Raw genomic sequence first — 16,020 nt, 5'->3', positions numbered from 1 at the left:
ACCGCGACCGTTTGACCCAGGTCACCAGGCGTAATGCAGGGTCGCCTTGCCGGCGTAGTTGCGGGTGGTGGCGGAGAATTCGCCCTCGAAGGTGCCGGCGAGCGAGAAGCCGTTGAGCCAGTCCATCTTGGCGCCGGCGCTGATCAGCGCGGCGTCGGCGGTGGGCTTGGCGCCATTGGTGGTGAACGTCGAGCCGGGCAGGGTCTGGAACGTCGCCGTCACCGGCCGGTCGGTGTTGGAATCGTGCGCCCAGGCGACCCGCCCGCGCACGGTGAACAGGCCGTCGCGCACGAGGAACGGCCGGTCGAGATGGCTGCCGAGTTCGGTGCGGACGTTCGTCGTGGTCTGCGCATTGTAAGAGAGTGCGAAGGTGTTGCTGCCCGAGGTCGCGGTCTCGCTGTGGCCCGGCAGGCGGAAGCTGGTGACCTGCAACGCGGCGTAGGGCGTGACGCCAACGCCAGACGCCGGCAATGGCGCAAAGCGCCAGCCGGTTTCGCCGCGCGCGGCGAATGTGCTGGCCTTGTAATTGGCGGTGAGCTTGTCGACGCCGGACACGGTCACGGTGCGGTCGGTGGTGACGTCCTGCCAGCCGTAAGCGAGCGACGCGGCGACGTAGGCGGCGCCGAGGTTGTGCCGGCCATAGAGCCCCATCTGGAACAGGTCGGCGCGGCCGCTGCCCAGCCCATCCGTCAGCGAGAAATTGAAGCCGGCGCCACCAAGCGCGAAGCCGATCAGTGTGTCCGGCGTTGCGCGATAGTCAGCACCCACGACGGTGCCGTAAACGCGGCTTGTGGTGGTGCTGGTGCCGGACGACGTGCTGCCATTGATCGTGCTGGAGCCGCCGTAGCCGGAGGCCCAGACGCCCCAGCGTCGCTCGAATGAAACAGCGCGCCGGTCGCGCGGCGTCACCGCGGCATAGGCTTCTGATTTTTTGGCGTTGCGCTTGCCGGCCGATGCATAGCCGAGCGCCTCGTCCGCGAATGACGTCACGCCACCTTCGCCGCTATCGGCGGAGCCGCCGAGCATTGTCATGAACTGGCGCATGGCGTCGAACGCGCTTTGCGTGATGGCGGCGCCGGGCTGGCCGGACAGTTGATTGAGCGCGTTCGTTTGCTGCGAGCCGCTCAAATTGAGCAACGTATCGAAGCCTGACGGCGGCGTGCCGCCGTTCAGCACCGCGTTGTTGATACCGCCTGCGACGCTGCTTTGGTTGCCGGAGGCGCCGGAGGAAAGTTGCAACGTACCGGGATCGAGCACCAGATAGACGTTGTTGGCGTCGTAGGTCAGGTGCGGATTGCGCGCGCCGGGGCTGATGCTGCTGCCGGTGAAGGTCAGGCTGTCGAATTGCGTGCCGCCCAATCCGCCGGTGGCATTAAGAATCGTGTAGGTCTGGCCGCGGAAACTGCCGGTGAGTGCCGTGGCTTGCACAGTCCCGCCAAGTGCCGCTTGTCCGGTGACCACGGTCTTGTCGGCCCCCGTGGGAGAGACCTTCACGGCATAGATGCTGCAATTGCAGAACGTCAGATTGCCCTGAACCGTCAGCGTGCCGATGCTGCCTGGTGTGCCCGGCGCCAGCGTCGCGCCGCTGTCGAGAAAGGTCGTCGCAACGGTACCGGTGCCGCCAAGTGTCGCGCCGGGATTGACCAAGACCAACGGCGAACTGGCAATCGAGCCGTTGACCAGCAACGTGCCGCTATCCACGGTGGTTGCGCCGGTGTAGGTGTTGGTGCCGGACAAGGTCAGTGTGCCGGTGCCGGTCTTGATCAGCGACGTTCCCGTCGTGAGCCCGTCGCCGGTCAGCACGCCGGTCACCTCCGTCGACAGGTTGTTGCTGCCGACCGTCAGTTCGGTGCTGTTGAGGTCGAAGCGGCCGCCGCCGGCGAGCGATCCGGCGGTGATCCGGCCGTCGCTGGCCGGGCCGGGAGTCCAAAAGTTGACGACGGCGCTGCTTCCGCTGTTGATCAGTTGCGCGCTGCCGGCCGTCGAGTTGCCGTCGAACAGTACTGTGCCCAAGTTGGTGATGACGGCGCTGCCGGCCGTTGTGTTACCGTAGAATGTCAACTCGTGTAAGTTGGTGATCGATGCGCTGCCGCCCGTGCTGCTGTCGGAGAACGTCAGGTCTGCGTTGTTGGTAATGGTGGCGTTGCCGGCCGTGGAGCCGGAATTGAAATTCAAGATGGCGTTGTTGGTGATATTGGCATTGCCGGCCGTGCTGGTGCCGTAGAATACGATCGCCCCGCCGGCATTGTTGGTGATCGATGCGCTGCCGGCCGTGGTACTGTTGGAATAGTTCAGCCTGGCGTTGTTGGTGACCGTGCTTGACGCAATACTGTCCTGGATGTCCAGGATGCCGGCGCTGACCGTGGTAGCGCCGCTGTAGGTGTTGGCCCCGGAGAGGATTAGCGTGCCCGCTCCGGTCTTGGTCAGGCCGCCAGTCCCGGTCATCCCTTGAGTGACCGAGAACGAGTTGGCGGCGTCGGCGATATCGAATGTGCCGCCGCCCGCGCCCAGCGTGATGGCGCGTGCCGTCGAGGTGAACGCAGTGCCGGTGACCTGCAAGCTGCCGCCATTGAAGGTCAGGCTGCCGGCCGCGCCCCCGAGATTGGCATCGGACGACACGCTCACGGTGCCGCCGGCAAAAGTGGTGCCGCCGGTGTAGGTGTTGGTCCCGCTCAGCGTCATCGTGCCGGTGCCGGTCTTCACCAGCGAGCCGGAGCCCGAGATCACGCCGCTGACCGTGGTCGACAGGTTGTTGCCGCCGACCGTCAGTTCGTTGGCGCCGAGATTGAACGTACCGTCGCCGGCGATCGAGCCGGCGCTCACCTTGTTATCGCTGTTGGGGCCGACCGTGCCGGAGAAATCGAAGGCGGCACTCGCGCCGTTATTGATCAACTGCGCGTTGCCCGCGGTGCTGTTGCCCCGGAACTCGGTCGTGTGACCGTTGCTGTTCGTGATGGTAGCGTCGCCCGCCGTGGTGGCGTTGTAGAAAGTCAATGTGCCGCTGTTGCCGATCGATGCGCTGCCCGCCGTGCCAGTGTCGTTGAACCACATGCTCCCGCTGTTGGTGATGGTGGCGCTGCCGGCTGTACTGGTGCCGTAGAAACCGAAATTTCCGCTGGAGCCGCTCGTGATGGTGGCGCTGCCGGCCGAGGCGGCGTCCCTGAAAGTCAGCGCATAGTTGTTGATGATGGTGGCGCTGCCCGCCGTGCTGCTGCCGTAGAACAGCATGCTGTAGGTGTTTGTAATGGCGGCGCTGCCGGCGCTGCTGGTGTCGTAGAACCCGAAGGTACCGTCGTTGGTGATGGTGGCGCTGCCGGCCGTACTCGAGTCGCGGAAACTTGTCAGGCCGTAGCCGGTGTTGGTAAAAGTGGCCGTGCCGGCGGTGCTGGTGCCGTAGAAATTCAGGTTGGCATTGTTGGTGATGGTGGCACTGCCAGCCGTGCTGGTGTTGAAGAAATTCAGGACGTTGTTATTGGTGATGGTGGCGTTGCCGGCGCTCGTGGCATTGTAGAAAAATGTGTAGCCATTGTTCGTGATTGTCGTGATGCCGCTTGTGTCGGCGTCGACGATCTTGAACAAGCTTCCACTACCGATGGTGACCGCCCCCAGAATTGAGCCAACCCCACCGGTGTTATTGCCGAGCCACAGTTCGCTGCCGACGCCGCTGAGGGTGGTGCCGCCGGTATAGGTGTTGGCGCCGGTCAGGATCAGCGTGCCGTTTCCGGTCTTGACCAGCGAACCGCTGCCGGAGATGACGCCACTTACCTCGGTCGACAGGTTGTTGGAGCCGACCGTCAGTTCGTTGGCGCCGAGGTAGAATGTGCCGTCGCCGGCGATCGAACCGGCCGATATCTTGTTGTCGCCGTTCGGCCCGGTGCTGCCGGAGAAATCGAACACCGCACTGGCGCCGTTGTTGATCAACTGCGCGCTGCCCGCGGTGCTGTTGCCATGGAAGGTCACGCTGTGGCTGTTGGTGATGGTGGCGCTTCCCGCCGTGGCGCTGTCGTAGAAGCCCAGGTCGCTATTGTTGGTGATAGTGGCGCTTCCCGCCGTACTTGAGGTGATGAAGCCCAGGGTGTTGTTGTTGGTGATTGTGGCAGTACCTGCCGAGCTGGTGTCGAAGAATTGCAGGTCGCTGGAGTTGTTGATGGTGGCGCTGCCCGCCGTGCTGCTGTTAAAGAAAATCAGCTCGTTAATGCTGTTGATGGTGACGCTTCCGCCGTTAACGGCAATTCCGGCGCCGTTGAAATAGAGCTGATTATTATTGGTAAACGTGTAGTTCGAAGCGCCCGTGTTGAACGTCCAGCCGCCAATCGTCGTTGGGCCGGTTGAAAAAACCAGACTGGAGGTGCTCGTCGCGTCGAAATACGCCGTGCCGGTCGGCACGCTGCTGGTGTCCCAGTTGCTCCCGGTGTTGAAGTCGGCGGAACCCGGATTGGCGAGCCAAGTCGCGTCCTGGGCCCGGGCCGGGCCGGGGGCCGATATGACCGCGGCGGCGACCAGCGCCGTCGATGCCAGCAAGGCGGCGCGCAGCCGGTGCGGCTTTCCGAACCGACGCCTCACGAATCCCGACACCACGCCGCGATCTCCCGAGCGGCCGCGGCAGGCCGGCTGGCCCGCGAACAACGGTACTCTCGGGATTTCATCCCATGGCGTGGTCGCGCATGTCCTGAAGGGACGGTGGCGAAGTTCTGATGTCTTTCTGAAATGTCTTTCAGAATCCCGAGGCTCGAGAAATCGCGCTCAGGACAGACAAAGACAAACAAAAACGCCGCCCTCGCGGGCGGCGTTTTCAAATCACAATCGGTCGAGAAGCTTAGCTCGCTTTCGCGACCGCCGACTTCTTCACGATCTGTCGCTTGAGCACGAGCATCTTCGGCGCCAGGTCGGCGTCCTTGGCCTTGAGCAGGAAGGCGTCGAGGCCGCCGCGATGATCGACGGTGCGCAGCGCGTTGGTCGAGATGCGGGCGCGCACGGTGCGGCCGAGAATCTCCGACGTCAGCGAGACGCTCTGCAGGTTCGGCATGAACCGACGCTTGGTCTTGATGTTCGAGTGGCTCACTTTGTGGCCGACGAGCGGCTTCTTACCGGTCAGATCGCAACGCCAGGACATGGCACTCATCCTTCGTATGGCGCGTCGCCTTTCCGGCGCCGCGAGAAAAGTTGTTGCCCCGACAAGCGCTTAGGCTTGCGCCAGTGCGTTCCAGCGATGAGGGGCTTGGACCGGGGACGTATAGAGATCGCAGGCTTTCGCGTCAAGTTGGGGATTGGCGCCGATTTGACCCGGAATTCAGGCTTTTTCGCCCCGGTTGGCCTAGATTAACCGGGTCAAGCGACGCATCAAAGAATTGGCGCAATGCGAGCCGACCACAGGGCGGCGCCCTTGGTGCAGGAGCAATTTCCGTGCGGGCAAATCGGCAATGGCAACGGATCGGTCAGGTGGCGGCGAGCGCCGCCCTGGCCGCGCTCGCATTCGCCGGTCCGGCGGCGGCCCAGGCCCGGCTCGACGCGCGCTATGTTGCGACTTTGGCCGGGCTGCCGATCGGCGAGGGGTCCTGGCTGATCACCGTGGACGACGCCGACTATTCGGCGACCGCAACCGGCACCACCACCGGCCTGATGCGCGCATTCACCGGCGGCTACGGCCAGACCATCACCCACGGCACCGTGCAGGGCGGCAAACCGGTGCTGTCGAGTTACACGGCCAGCATCCATTCCTACAAAAAAGTCGATGAAATCAGGCTGAAAGTCGATGCCGGCGCGGTTCGGGACCTCAAGCTCGATCCGCCCGCGGAAACCGAAGCCGAGCGGGTGCCGGTCACCGAGGCATCCAAGCGCGGCGTGCTCGACCCGATGACCGCGACCTTGATCCGCATGCCGGGTCACGGCGATCTCATGACTGCCGAAGCCTGCGCCCGCACCCTTGCGGTATTCGACGGCCGGCTGCGCTACGATCTACGCCTCACCTACAAGCGCACCGATCAGGTCAAGGCCGACAAGGGCTATGCCGGGCCGGCGGTGGTCTGCGCCGTGAGTTTCTCGCCGGTCGCCGGCTACATCCCGACGCGCGCGGCCATCAAATATCTGTCCGAGCAGCGCGACATGGAAATCTGGCTGGTGCCGATCGCCGGCACGCGGGTGCTGGTGCCGTTCCGCGCCGAGGGGCCGACGCCGATCGGTCGCGCCATTTTGCAGGCGACGGAGTTCGTCGCGACCGCCGTGCCGGCCAAACCCAGCGAACCGATCAAAGCGTCGATCAAGCCGCGCGAAAAGCCGGCCAAGGCGGCGGCGACCGAATCCAACGCGCCGTGAGCGAATCTGGCTTGACTCTTTTCCACCAGACCGACTCGCGCGGGCATTAAGAATTGACCACCTGAAAAGCCCAATGAATCCGGTGCCCGGCACCTGATGTGGTGGGACTCGCCAAGAATCGTCCCAGATATCGCCGTGAACGAATCCGAAGTCACCGCGAGTCACTGATTCGCCCCCGCTTCGTTCCAGACTCGTTCCGGAACTTAAGACGCCTCACTGCACACGTCGCAATTTGAGACAATCCGGCGCGAGCAGCGCCGCGGTAAAAACGGGACACCAGGCCGCGGACAATTAACGATTGGCGCGCGTTCTCGGGGTGGCCGGCAGACCTTCGGAACCCTATCTAGTGGCTATCCCGGTATCGTTGACGAGATATCGCCGTGAACGAAGCCGCATTCGCCGGCGATCAGTGATTCGGGCGGGTTTCGTTCGGCGGCTGTTCCAAGAGTTAACACGGGCGTCCGGTAGGCTGTTTGAAGCTGTCGGAATGGCGCAATGTGTTAGAGGAGCCTGCGGCATGGCCTCACCCGGGGGCGATGCCGCGTCTGGAGCGTAATGACGATTTCCTTCTCTCCGCAGCCCCAGCGCCAGTCGCGTGTTCGCGGCGCCGGCGTCACCGCCGTGCTCGGTCCCACCAATACCGGCAAGACTCACCTCGCGATCGAGCGGATGCTGGCGCATTCCTCGGGAGTGATCGGCCTGCCGCTGCGGCTGCTCGCGCGCGAGGTCTACAACAAGGTCGTGGCGCGCGCCGGCGAGGGCAATGTTGCTCTCATTACGGGTGAAGAGAAGATCAAGCCCCCGCACGCGCGCTATTGGGTCTCGACGGTCGAGGCCATGCCGCGCGATCTCGACGTCGCGTTTGTTGCCGTCGATGAGATCCAGCTCGGAGCCGATTTCGAGCGCGGCCACGTCTTCACCGACCGCATGCTCAACATGCGCGGCCGGGAAGAAACATTGGTTCTGGGGGCCGCGACCATGCGCGGCATCGTCGAAAAGCTGCTGCCCGGCGCCAACATCGTGTCGCGGCCGCGCCTGTCGATGCTCACTTACGCCGGTGAGAAAAAGCTCACGCGTCTGCCGTCGCGCTCGGCGATCGTGGCGTTTTCCGCCGCCGAGGTCTACGCCATCGCCGAGTTGATCCGCCGTCAGCGCGGCGGCGCGGCGGTTGTGCTCGGCGCGCTGAGCCCGCGCACGCGCAACGCGCAGGTGGCGATGTACCAGTCCGGCGACGTGGATTATCTGGTTGCCACCGATGCCATCGGCATGGGTCTCAATCTGGACGTCGATCACGTCGCATTCGCCTCGGACCGCAAGTTCGATGGTTACCAGTTCCGCAAGCTCAATCCTTCCGAACTCGGCCAGATTGCCGGACGGGCCGGCCGCGCCATGCGCGATGGCACCTTCGGCACGACCGGGCGCTGCGATCCGTTCGATCAGGAACTGGTCCACGCGCTGGAAAGCCACAACTTCGAGCCGGTGCGGATGTTGCAGTGGCGCAATTCTGCAATCGATTTCACCTCCCTGGGCGCGCTGCAGGCCTCGCTTGCCATGCCGCCGCAGGAACAGGGGCTGACCCGGGCGCCGACCGGAGAGGACATTCTGGTCCTCGAACATGCGGTGCGTGACGATGATGTGAAGGCGCTCGCCACCAATGCCGCCGCGATCGAGCGCCTGTGGGACACGTGTCAGGTCCCGGACTATCGGAAGATCGCACCGGCGACCCATGCCGAATTGGTCGTGACCCTCTATGGATTCTTGCTGCGAGAGGGTAACATCCCTACAGATTGGTTCGCCCGTCAGCTCGCTCAGGCCGACCGGACCGACGGCGACATCGACACCCTCTCCAACCGGATCGCGCATGTCAGGACTTGGACTTACGTTGCCAACCGCCCGGATTGGCTTGCCGACCCAGATCACTGGCAAGGTGTCGCCCGCACGATCGAAGACAAACTGTCGGACGCGTTGCATGAGCGTCTGGCCGAACGCTTCGTGGACCGCCGCACCAGCGTCCTGATGCGGAGGCTGCGAGAGAACACGATGCTCGAAACACAAATCGGAAAAACCGGCGACGTCACCGTGGAGGGCCATGTCATTGGCCGGCTCGACGGCTTCATGTTCGCCCCCGACGCTTCCGCGGCAGGCTCCGAAGCCAAGGCGCTGAATGCCGCCGCGCAGAAGGTGCTGGCCGGCGAGATCGAAGCGCGCGCCACCAAACTGTCGCAAGCGTCGAGCGATCACATCGTGCTCGCCAATGACGGCGTCATCCGCTGGACCGGCGAACTGGTCGGCAAGCTGGTGGCCGGCGACGACACGCTGCGGCCGCGCGTGCGCATCGTCGCCGATGAACATCTCACCGGTCCGGCGCGCGAGCTGGTGCAGAACCGCCTCGATCTCTGGCTCAAGAATCACATCGAGAAACTGCTCGCGCCGTTGTTCTCGCTGTCGGCCGCCGAGGACGTCACCGGGATCGGACGCGGTATCGCCTTCCAGGTCGTCGAGTCCCTCGGTGTGCTCGAGCGGCAGAAGGTGGCCGAGGAAGTGAAGGGACTCGATCAGCCCTCGCGCGCCACCTTGCGCAAATACGGCGTACGCTTCGGCGCCTATCACATCTATCTGCCGGCGCTGCTCAAGCCGGCGCCGCGCGCTTTGGCGACGCAACTGCATGCGCTCAAGCACGAGGGTCCGGACGCGCACGGCGTCACTGAACTCTTGCATCTTGCCGCGTCGGGACGGACGTCGATCCCGGTCGACAAGGACACGCCGAAAGCGCTGTACCGGATGTCGGGCTACCGCATCTGCGGCGAACGCGCGGTGCGCGTCGATATCCTGGAGCGCCTCGCCGACCTCATCCGCCCGGCTTTGTCCTGGCGCGAGGGCGTGTCGCCGAAGCCGGATGGTGCGTTCGACGGCCGCAGCTTCACGATCACTGGCGCAATGACGTCGCTGACCGGCGCGTCGGGCGAGGACTTTGCCTCGATCCTGCGCTCGCTCGGCTATCGCATGGATCGCAAGCCCAAGCCGGTCGAGAAGCCGACTGAAAAGCCCGCGGAAGCGGAAGCGACGGCAACGACGGAAGCAACGGCGGCAGAAGCAGCGCCGTCGGAAGTCGTGACCGAACAGCCTGCCGAGGCCGTCACCGAGACGCCGGCCGAAGCGTCGTCGTCGATTTCCCTGCTTCCGGAGGCGGATCTCCTTCCGGTGCCGGAGAGCGTCAGCGATGCCCCGGTTTCAGCGGCCGTGCCCGAAGTTGGCGGCGAGGTTACTGGCTTGGTGGAGGCCGTGGAGGCTTCCGCGCCGATCGCCGGCGACGGCACTGTCGCGGCGCCGGAGGCTGCGTCGCCGGAGGCTGCCGCAAGCGAATCCAAGGCCGAACCTGAACTGATCGAAGTCTGGCGGCCCGGTGGGCATGGCGGCGAACGCCGTCCGCATCATCAACGTCCGCGTCGCGGCCAACGGCCGCAACAGGCACCGGCTGCAGACGGCGCGGCACCAGCGCCCGCTGTCGCTGCGCAGCCCGTTGCTGCCGACGGTGCTCCGCGTCAGGAACACCGCAATGAGCGACCCGAGCGCAATGAGCGACGCGAGCGGATGGAGCGTCAGGCCAAGAGCTTCAATAAAGGCTTCGACAAGCGCAAGCAGGACAGTCCGCAGGACGGCCGGCCGCCGCGGCAGGGTCGCCGCCGCGAGCGTGACCAGGTCGAGCGGGCCGACCGCGACAAATATTTCGCGCGGCCCGGCGGCGGTTCGGGTGGACGCGACAAGGCGCCGGATCCGAACTCGCCTTTCGCCAAACTCGCGGCGCTCAAGCAACAGCTCGAGGGCAAGGATTCTTGAGCGCGGCTGCGCAGCGCCCCGAACTGGGGAACGAGCGCCAACGCATCGACAAATGGCTTTGGCATGCGCGCATCGTGCGCACGCGGAGCGATGCGGCGCGGCTGGTCGAGGCCGGGCATACCCGCGTCAACGGCCAGCGCGTCACCGCGCCGGGGCACGCGCTGCGGCTCGGCGACGTGGTGACGGTGGCGCTTGATCGGTCGGTGCGCGTCATCGAAGTCGCCGGCTTCTGCGAAAGGCGCGGTTCGCCGCGTGATGCCGTCGTGACATACCGCAGCCTGGAGCCGGGCGCCTGACCCCGGCGGCAGCGGAATTTGCGCCAGATCATGGCGGTGGCCGGGGCTTGTGCTCCCTTGGCGCTTTAGGTAGGCACGTCTGCGTGCTGCGGAGCCTTGAATGACCTACGTCGTCACCGAGAACTGCATCAAGTGCAAGTACATGGACTGCGTGGAAGTCTGTCCGGTGGACTGCTTCTACGAAGGCGAGAACATGCTCGTCATCCATCCGGACGAATGCATCGATTGCGGCGTCTGTGAACCGGAATGTCCGGCCGAGGCGATCAAGCCGGACACCGAACCGGGCCTGGAAAAGTGGCTCGAGCTCAATACCGAATACGCCAAGAGCTGGCCCAACATCACCATCAAGCGCGAGGCGCCGGAAGACGCCAAGGAATGGGATGGCAAGCCGGGCAAGCTCGAACAATTCTCGCCCAAGCCCGGCCAGGGCGACTGACGCCGCCGGTGTCCGGACGGCCGCCTCGGCTGACGGAACTCTTACTTTTGAGCGGCAAGTTTTTCCCCGATAGTCCCGCCGGTATTAACCGCGATGGCAGGATGGCGGCTTTGCGACGTCTGGGTTGCCGATTTGTAACGTCATAAGACTTTGATTTTGGCCAAAAATGTGCTACATACGGCCAAATCCTGATGAAAATGAAGAAACCCGCACATGGATTGGCTCCCTCCAACCGGGAGCTTTATTTTTCGCGGGCCGTCCCAAGGTTCCATAGAAGGGCGTGTGATCCACGCGTGAGCTGTGGCTGGTAAATCGCGTCAAAAATCGAAGAAAGGTGTGACCGGCATGAGCCGGAAGCCCAAAAAGCCCGCCGAACCCCGGCGGACCTCGCATGCGGCCCGCGGTCCAGTCCGTGGCGCAGCACCCGCAGCCAAAGTTACCGGCGCCCGCAAGGCCGCCGGCGAAGGAGCAATGCCCGGAATGCCGACTGCCCCCAATAAGAAGACCACCCAGCGCCAAGGCTTCAAGACCAACGAATTCATCGTCTATCCGGCCCATGGTGTCGGCCAGATCATGGCGATCGAGGAACAGGAAATTGCCGGCGCCAAGCTGGAACTGTTCGTCATCAATTTCATCAAGGACAAGATGACGCTTCGCGTTCCGACCGCGAAGATTGTCTCGGTCGGCATGCGCAAGCTGGCTGAACCGCCGCTGGTGAAGAAGGCGCTGGAGACCCTCAAGGGCCGTGCCCGCGTCAAGCGCACCATGTGGTCGCGTCGCGCCCAGGAATACGAAGCCAAGATCAACTCGGGCGACATCGTCGCCATCGCCGAGGTGGTCCGCGACCTGTTCCGTTCGGACACGCAGCCGGAGCAGTCCTACTCCGAACGCCAGCTCTATGAGGCGGCGCTCGACCGGCTGTCGCGCGAGATCGCGGCGGTGCAGAAGGTGACCGAGACCGAAGCGGTCAAGGAAATCGAAGGCGCCCTTGCCAAGGGTCCGCGCCGCGGTCCGAAGCCCGCTGAAGAGGCCGGCACCGACGAGGCTTCCGAGGAAGAAGCCGCCTGAAAGGATGAGGATTGAGGCGGAATGCCTCTGGACCTCAAACCAGACAGACGCACAACGAAATCAAGCTCGGCAGCGATGCCGGGCTTTTTCGTTGGCGCGACGACGCACCCACGCGTCATTCGTTTTCTGCATTTGACTTGAAACGCGCTGCTGACGAACCTTTCGTCGTAGGTCCGAGAGAGTGGGCATGCTCAAATATCTGTTGTTTGCTTTTGCCCTGATCGTGAGTGGCGGTCACGCCGATGCGGCCGAGACCAAGCCGCCGCCGCCGATTGCGCTCGACGATATTTACGTTGCGCAAGCGGTCGTCACCGGCAAAGACGAGCGCAACCGGCCGCTCGGCTTCAAGCTCTGTTTTGAAGATGTGCTGGTGCGGGCATCAGGCGACGTCACCATCCTCGACAGCAAGCGCGTGCCGGCGCTCGCCAGCCGCGCCGCTGACTATATCGATACGTTCTCCTACTTCGACCGACTGTCCGGCCGGGCCATTCACGACGAGCAGGGCACCTACGACCGGCCGCATTTCCTCACCTGCCATTTCAATCCGGCCAAGATCGACACTGTGCTGGCCTCACTGGGTCGCAAGACCTGGAAGGGCAAGCGCCCGACGCTGGCGATGATCGTCACGGTGCGCGGGCGTACGCACGACGGCGTGCTGGCCAAGGACGGCGACTTCGATCCCGACATGCGCGAATCCCTCGGCAACGCGGTGCAACGCTATGGCCTGAATGTCGTATTGCCGGCGGCCGAGTCGCTACGCGCCAACGGCATTACACCCGCGGCCGGGCCGAAGCTTGTCCGCGACAAGGCCGAGGCGCTGGCCAAAGTCGCGGGTGGCGATCAGCCATTGATCGGCGAACTCGTCTGGAGCGACAAGGCGCATGGCTGGATCGCGACATGGCGGATCGTCGCGGGCGGTCGGCAATTTGTGTGGTCGGTGAGCGGCATCAACTACGACGAAGCGTTTCGCATCGCGTTGCGCGGCTCCATGCGGGCGCTGTCGGGCAATGGAGCGCCGATCAGCCGCCGAATAGATTGAACAGCGAGAAACCGGACCGTTGCGGGAGTTCCGCGACTGCCGCGGCCCGTTCGCGCCGCACGGGCTGATGCGCCACGACGTGGCGAGCGGGCTTGGCCTGGCGGGGCCGCTCATTGAGCTGGGCGACGACGGCGGGGTCCACTAGGACCGGCTTGTCCAGCAGCGCCAGCGGCAGCGGCGTCGAAACGCGTTTTCCGACGATCGGTCCGTTCAGCAGAGGGTTCAGCGGACGCGGTCGCGGGTTTTCATAGACCTGAGGTCCGAGTGCCATATAAAGCGGCAGGCCCAGCACGCCCATGGTGCCAACGATAGCGCCCATATAGATCGCCACCGAAAAGCCCAACCCGTCGCGTCCTGACATTTCCATTGCAGGACAAGTGGGAATGGCAGGCTTGCGTTCCACCCCCTCACTCCACGGCCCGCCGGAGTGGGCCGGATGGGCAAATCACAGTTGAGGAACCCTTTGCGCCAGTCAGGGGCGGGGGTATTATGCGCGCCGAAAGCTAAACAAGGTCTAGGGAGCCTGAATATGACTGCCATCGGCGGCTATGTCGCGCCGACCGCCAGCTCCGACGAGTTCGGCATCCACTCGCTCGATCAGTTCGTGCTCGCGGTTCCGGACATGAACGCGGCGGACGAATTCTATACAAATTTCGGCCTCAACATGGTGCGCAAGGGCAATACCTTGCAGCTCAAGACCTTCGGTCACGAGCACGCCTGGGGCTCGGTGATCGAAGGTAAAACCAAGGCGCTGCATCATTTGTCGTTCGGCTGTTACGCCGAGGACATTGACCGCCTGAAGAAGCGGATCGAAGGCCAGGGCATCAAGCTCATCGATCCGCCGCCGGGTTTCGAAAGCAACGGCTTCTGGTTCCGCAATCACGAAGGAATCCTGATGGAAGTGAAGGTGGCGCCCAAGGTGTCGCCGGATCAGAAAGCCGTCAGCGAGTGGGTTACCGTCGGACCGGGTCAGGCGGCGGCGACGACGCGCGCCGCGTCGCCGGCGGTGCGGCCGCGCCGGTTGTCGCATGTGCTGATCTTCACCAGCGACGTGTTGAAGTCGATCGAGTTCTATGAGCGCACGCTCGGCCTGCGCCTGTCGGATCGTGCATCCGACCTCGTCGCTTTCATGCACGGCATCCACGGCAGCGATCATCACCTGCTGGCGCTGGTGAAGTCGTCGGCGCCCGGCTTCCACCATTGTTCGTGGGACGTCACGTCGGTCAACGACATCGGCCTCGGCGCGATGCGCATGCACGACAAGGGCTACCAGAAGGGTTGGGGCCTGGGGCGTCACGTGCTCGGCTCCAACTACTTCCACTACATCATGGATCCGTGGGGATCGTTCGCCGAGTACTCCTGCGACATCGACTATATCCCGAAGGAAGATCGCTGGGCCGCGGCCGATCACAAGCCTGAGGACTCCTTCTACCTGTGGGGTCCCGAGGTGCCGCGGGAATTCACGCTCAACCGCGAGGCGGGAGAGAACTGAGCGCATCGCAAGGATGGATATGCAAACGGCCGGGGTGAAAACTCCGGCCGTTTTGTTTTGCTGCGTGACAGCGGTGGCTACTCCATCACCACTTTCACCTTTTGCCCGGGCTTCAGCTTGTCGTGGCTCTGGAAGCCGTTGAGCAGCAGGAAGCGCTCGAGCTTGTGATCGGTCGCCATGCGCTGCGCCAGCGTCTCGATCGTGTCGTCGGCCTTCGCCGCGATGACGCGAATATGCAGCGGTTTGACGCCGGCGCTTTCCCTCACGCTCATGCGGCGGAACGTCATCACGGATTCGCGGAACGACTTGTCGCTCGCCGCCGTCAGGTCGCGAGCCGCAAAGATGAAGCGATAGACGTCGCTGCCGAAGCGCACGGCGAACAACCGGAACGACCAGCGCTCACCCTTGGCGGAAGCAGTCGCTGCGGGGAAGCCGTTGATCGAGAAATCCTCGGCGCTCGAAGCGTCGACGTTGTCGATCCAGCCGGATTTCAGATAGTCGCTCAACCGCTGCTCGGCCGGCACGCTGACGACGTCGAGCCGCATGGCTTCGCCGCCGCCGTCCTTGAGACCGAGCACGGCCTGCGCGGTGTTGTCGAGCGAGAAGCCGGGCGGGGCGGTAAAGGTGAAGCCGAGCTTGGGATGCAGGAAGTGACGGCCACGGGCGTAGCCTTCGCTGGGGTCTTCGCCATAGACCATGCCCTCGATGTCGGCGAGATAGGCGTCGTGATCGCGTTCGCCGTTACCGGGCCCGGAGAACTGCCGCGCATTGGCGACGGCGTTCTTCACGCGCTCCGGCGTTGCCGGATGACTGGAGAGGAAGTCGGCGACGTGCGGATCGACGCCGGCCGCGTTGCTGGCGCCCTTGACGTCGGCATTGCGCTGCATCGCCGTCAGGAAGCGCGCCGCGCCGTAGCTGTCGAATCCGGCGCGCGCCGAAATGCCGATGCCGATGCCGTCGGCTTCGAACTCCTGCGCCCGCGAGAACGCGGCCAAAGTGAGCCGCGATTTGGCGAGCGCCAGCGCGCCCATGTTGGGATCGGAGAGAACTTCGCTCACCACCTGGCTGATGAGCGCCGTCTGCCGCGCTTGCTCGGCACGAATGGCGGCATGGCGGGCAATGACGTGACCCATCTCATGCGCCAGCACCGAAGCTAGTTCGGCCTTGTCGGCGGCGAGGGCGATCAGCCCGCGCGACACATAGAGATTGCCGTTCGGCAGCGCGAAGGCGTTGACCGCCGGCGAGTTCAGCATCGTCACCTGGTATTTCAGGTCGGGCCGTTCGGAGGCGGCAACCAGCCGGGCCACGATCTTCTCGATCTCGGCCTGCATCTTCGGATTTTCATAAAGCCCGCCGTAGGAGGCGAGGATGCGCGCGTTCTCGCGCACCGCTGCCGGCGCCGCTTCGTCACGATCGAGCGTCTTCGGGATCGGCAGCGAGACCTGGCGCGGCGAGTCGGAGACCTGCGCGCAGCCGGCGAGCAAGGTGAGCAGCACGGGCACGACGAGCCAGGCTGGCCGCGCGCGCAGCATCCACTCCC

11 protein-coding genes are annotated in these 16,020 nt (G+C 64.3%); 7 read left to right on the top strand and 4 right to left on the bottom strand.

Annotated elements, in window-relative coordinates:
* Positions 1-21: 21 nt before the first annotated feature.
* Both ASD45_RS22165 and rpmB read right to left on the bottom strand, forming a co-directional pair.
* A complete protein-coding gene (locus ASD45_RS22165; RefSeq protein WP_162249485.1) occupies positions 22-4,578 on the bottom strand; it encodes an autotransporter domain-containing protein in 4,557 nt (1,518 codons plus the stop codon).
* A 238-nt stretch (positions 4,579-4,816) separates the two neighbouring features.
* Complete coding sequence (gene rpmB / locus ASD45_RS22160; protein WP_056913869.1) at positions 4,817-5,113, bottom strand: 50S ribosomal protein L28; 297 nt, start codon at positions 5,111-5,113, stop codon at positions 4,817-4,819.
* A 290-nt stretch (positions 5,114-5,403) separates the two neighbouring features.
* On the opposite strand from rpmB, the gene ASD45_RS22155 reads away from it, so the two are divergent.
* The 6 genes from ASD45_RS22155 (at position 5,404) to ASD45_RS22130 (ending at position 12,988) form a co-directional block, all read left to right on the top strand.
* A complete protein-coding gene (locus ASD45_RS22155; RefSeq protein ID WP_082541118.1) occupies positions 5,404-6,312 on the top strand; it encodes a DUF3108 domain-containing protein in 909 nt (302 codons plus the stop codon).
* 555 nt (positions 6,313-6,867) lie between these two features.
* On the top strand, positions 6,868-10,149 hold the full coding sequence (locus ASD45_RS22150; RefSeq protein ID WP_056913868.1) for a helicase-related protein: 3,282 nt from the start codon (positions 6,868-6,870) through the stop codon (positions 10,147-10,149).
* Positions 10,146-10,445, top strand: coding sequence for a S4 domain-containing protein (locus tag ASD45_RS22145; protein WP_244485617.1), 300 nt, complete (start codon positions 10,146-10,148; stop codon positions 10,443-10,445). Before ASD45_RS22150 ends, ASD45_RS22145 begins: the two co-directional genes overlap by 4 nt.
* Positions 10,446-10,545: 100 nt before the next feature.
* Complete coding sequence (gene fdxA, locus ASD45_RS22140) at positions 10,546-10,881, top strand: ferredoxin FdxA (RefSeq protein WP_056913867.1); 336 nt, start codon at positions 10,546-10,548, stop codon at positions 10,879-10,881.
* A 345-nt stretch (positions 10,882-11,226) separates the two neighbouring features.
* Positions 11,227-11,949: a CarD family transcriptional regulator gene (locus ASD45_RS22135; RefSeq protein WP_082541117.1), complete on the top strand. Its 723-nt coding sequence runs from the start codon at positions 11,227-11,229 to the stop codon at positions 11,947-11,949.
* 187 nt (positions 11,950-12,136) lie between these two features.
* A complete protein-coding gene (locus ASD45_RS22130; RefSeq protein WP_056913865.1) occupies positions 12,137-12,988 on the top strand; it encodes a DUF2066 domain-containing protein in 852 nt (283 codons plus the stop codon).
* Here the strand turns inward: ASD45_RS22130 and ASD45_RS22125 are convergent.
* The gene (locus tag ASD45_RS22125; protein WP_156381042.1) at positions 12,969-13,391 is read right to left on the bottom strand and encodes a hypothetical protein; all 423 of its coding nucleotides are present in this window, start codon (positions 13,389-13,391) and stop codon (positions 12,969-12,971) included. The genes ASD45_RS22130 and ASD45_RS22125 overlap by 20 nt on opposite strands.
* A gap of 126 nt (positions 13,392-13,517) precedes the next feature.
* Here ASD45_RS22125 and ASD45_RS22120 point away from each other — a divergent pair, with 126 nt between their 5' ends.
* Positions 13,518-14,480: a VOC family protein gene (locus ASD45_RS22120; RefSeq protein WP_056913863.1), complete on the top strand. Its 963-nt coding sequence runs from the start codon at positions 13,518-13,520 to the stop codon at positions 14,478-14,480.
* A 77-nt stretch (positions 14,481-14,557) separates the two neighbouring features.
* Here ASD45_RS22120 and ASD45_RS22115 read toward each other — a convergent pair whose 3' ends face one another.
* On the bottom strand, positions 14,558-16,012 hold the full coding sequence (locus ASD45_RS22115) for a M48 family metalloprotease (protein WP_056913862.1): 1,455 nt from the start codon (positions 16,010-16,012) through the stop codon (positions 14,558-14,560).
* Between the last annotated feature and the right edge of the window lie 8 nt (positions 16,013-16,020).

It is taken from the genome of Pseudolabrys sp. Root1462 (assembly GCF_001426945.1).
Classification (GTDB): Bacteria; Pseudomonadota; Alphaproteobacteria; order Rhizobiales; family Xanthobacteraceae; genus Pseudolabrys.
Note: the sequence above shows the minus strand (reverse complement) of the source record. Positions and strands in the feature narration are given on the sequence as shown.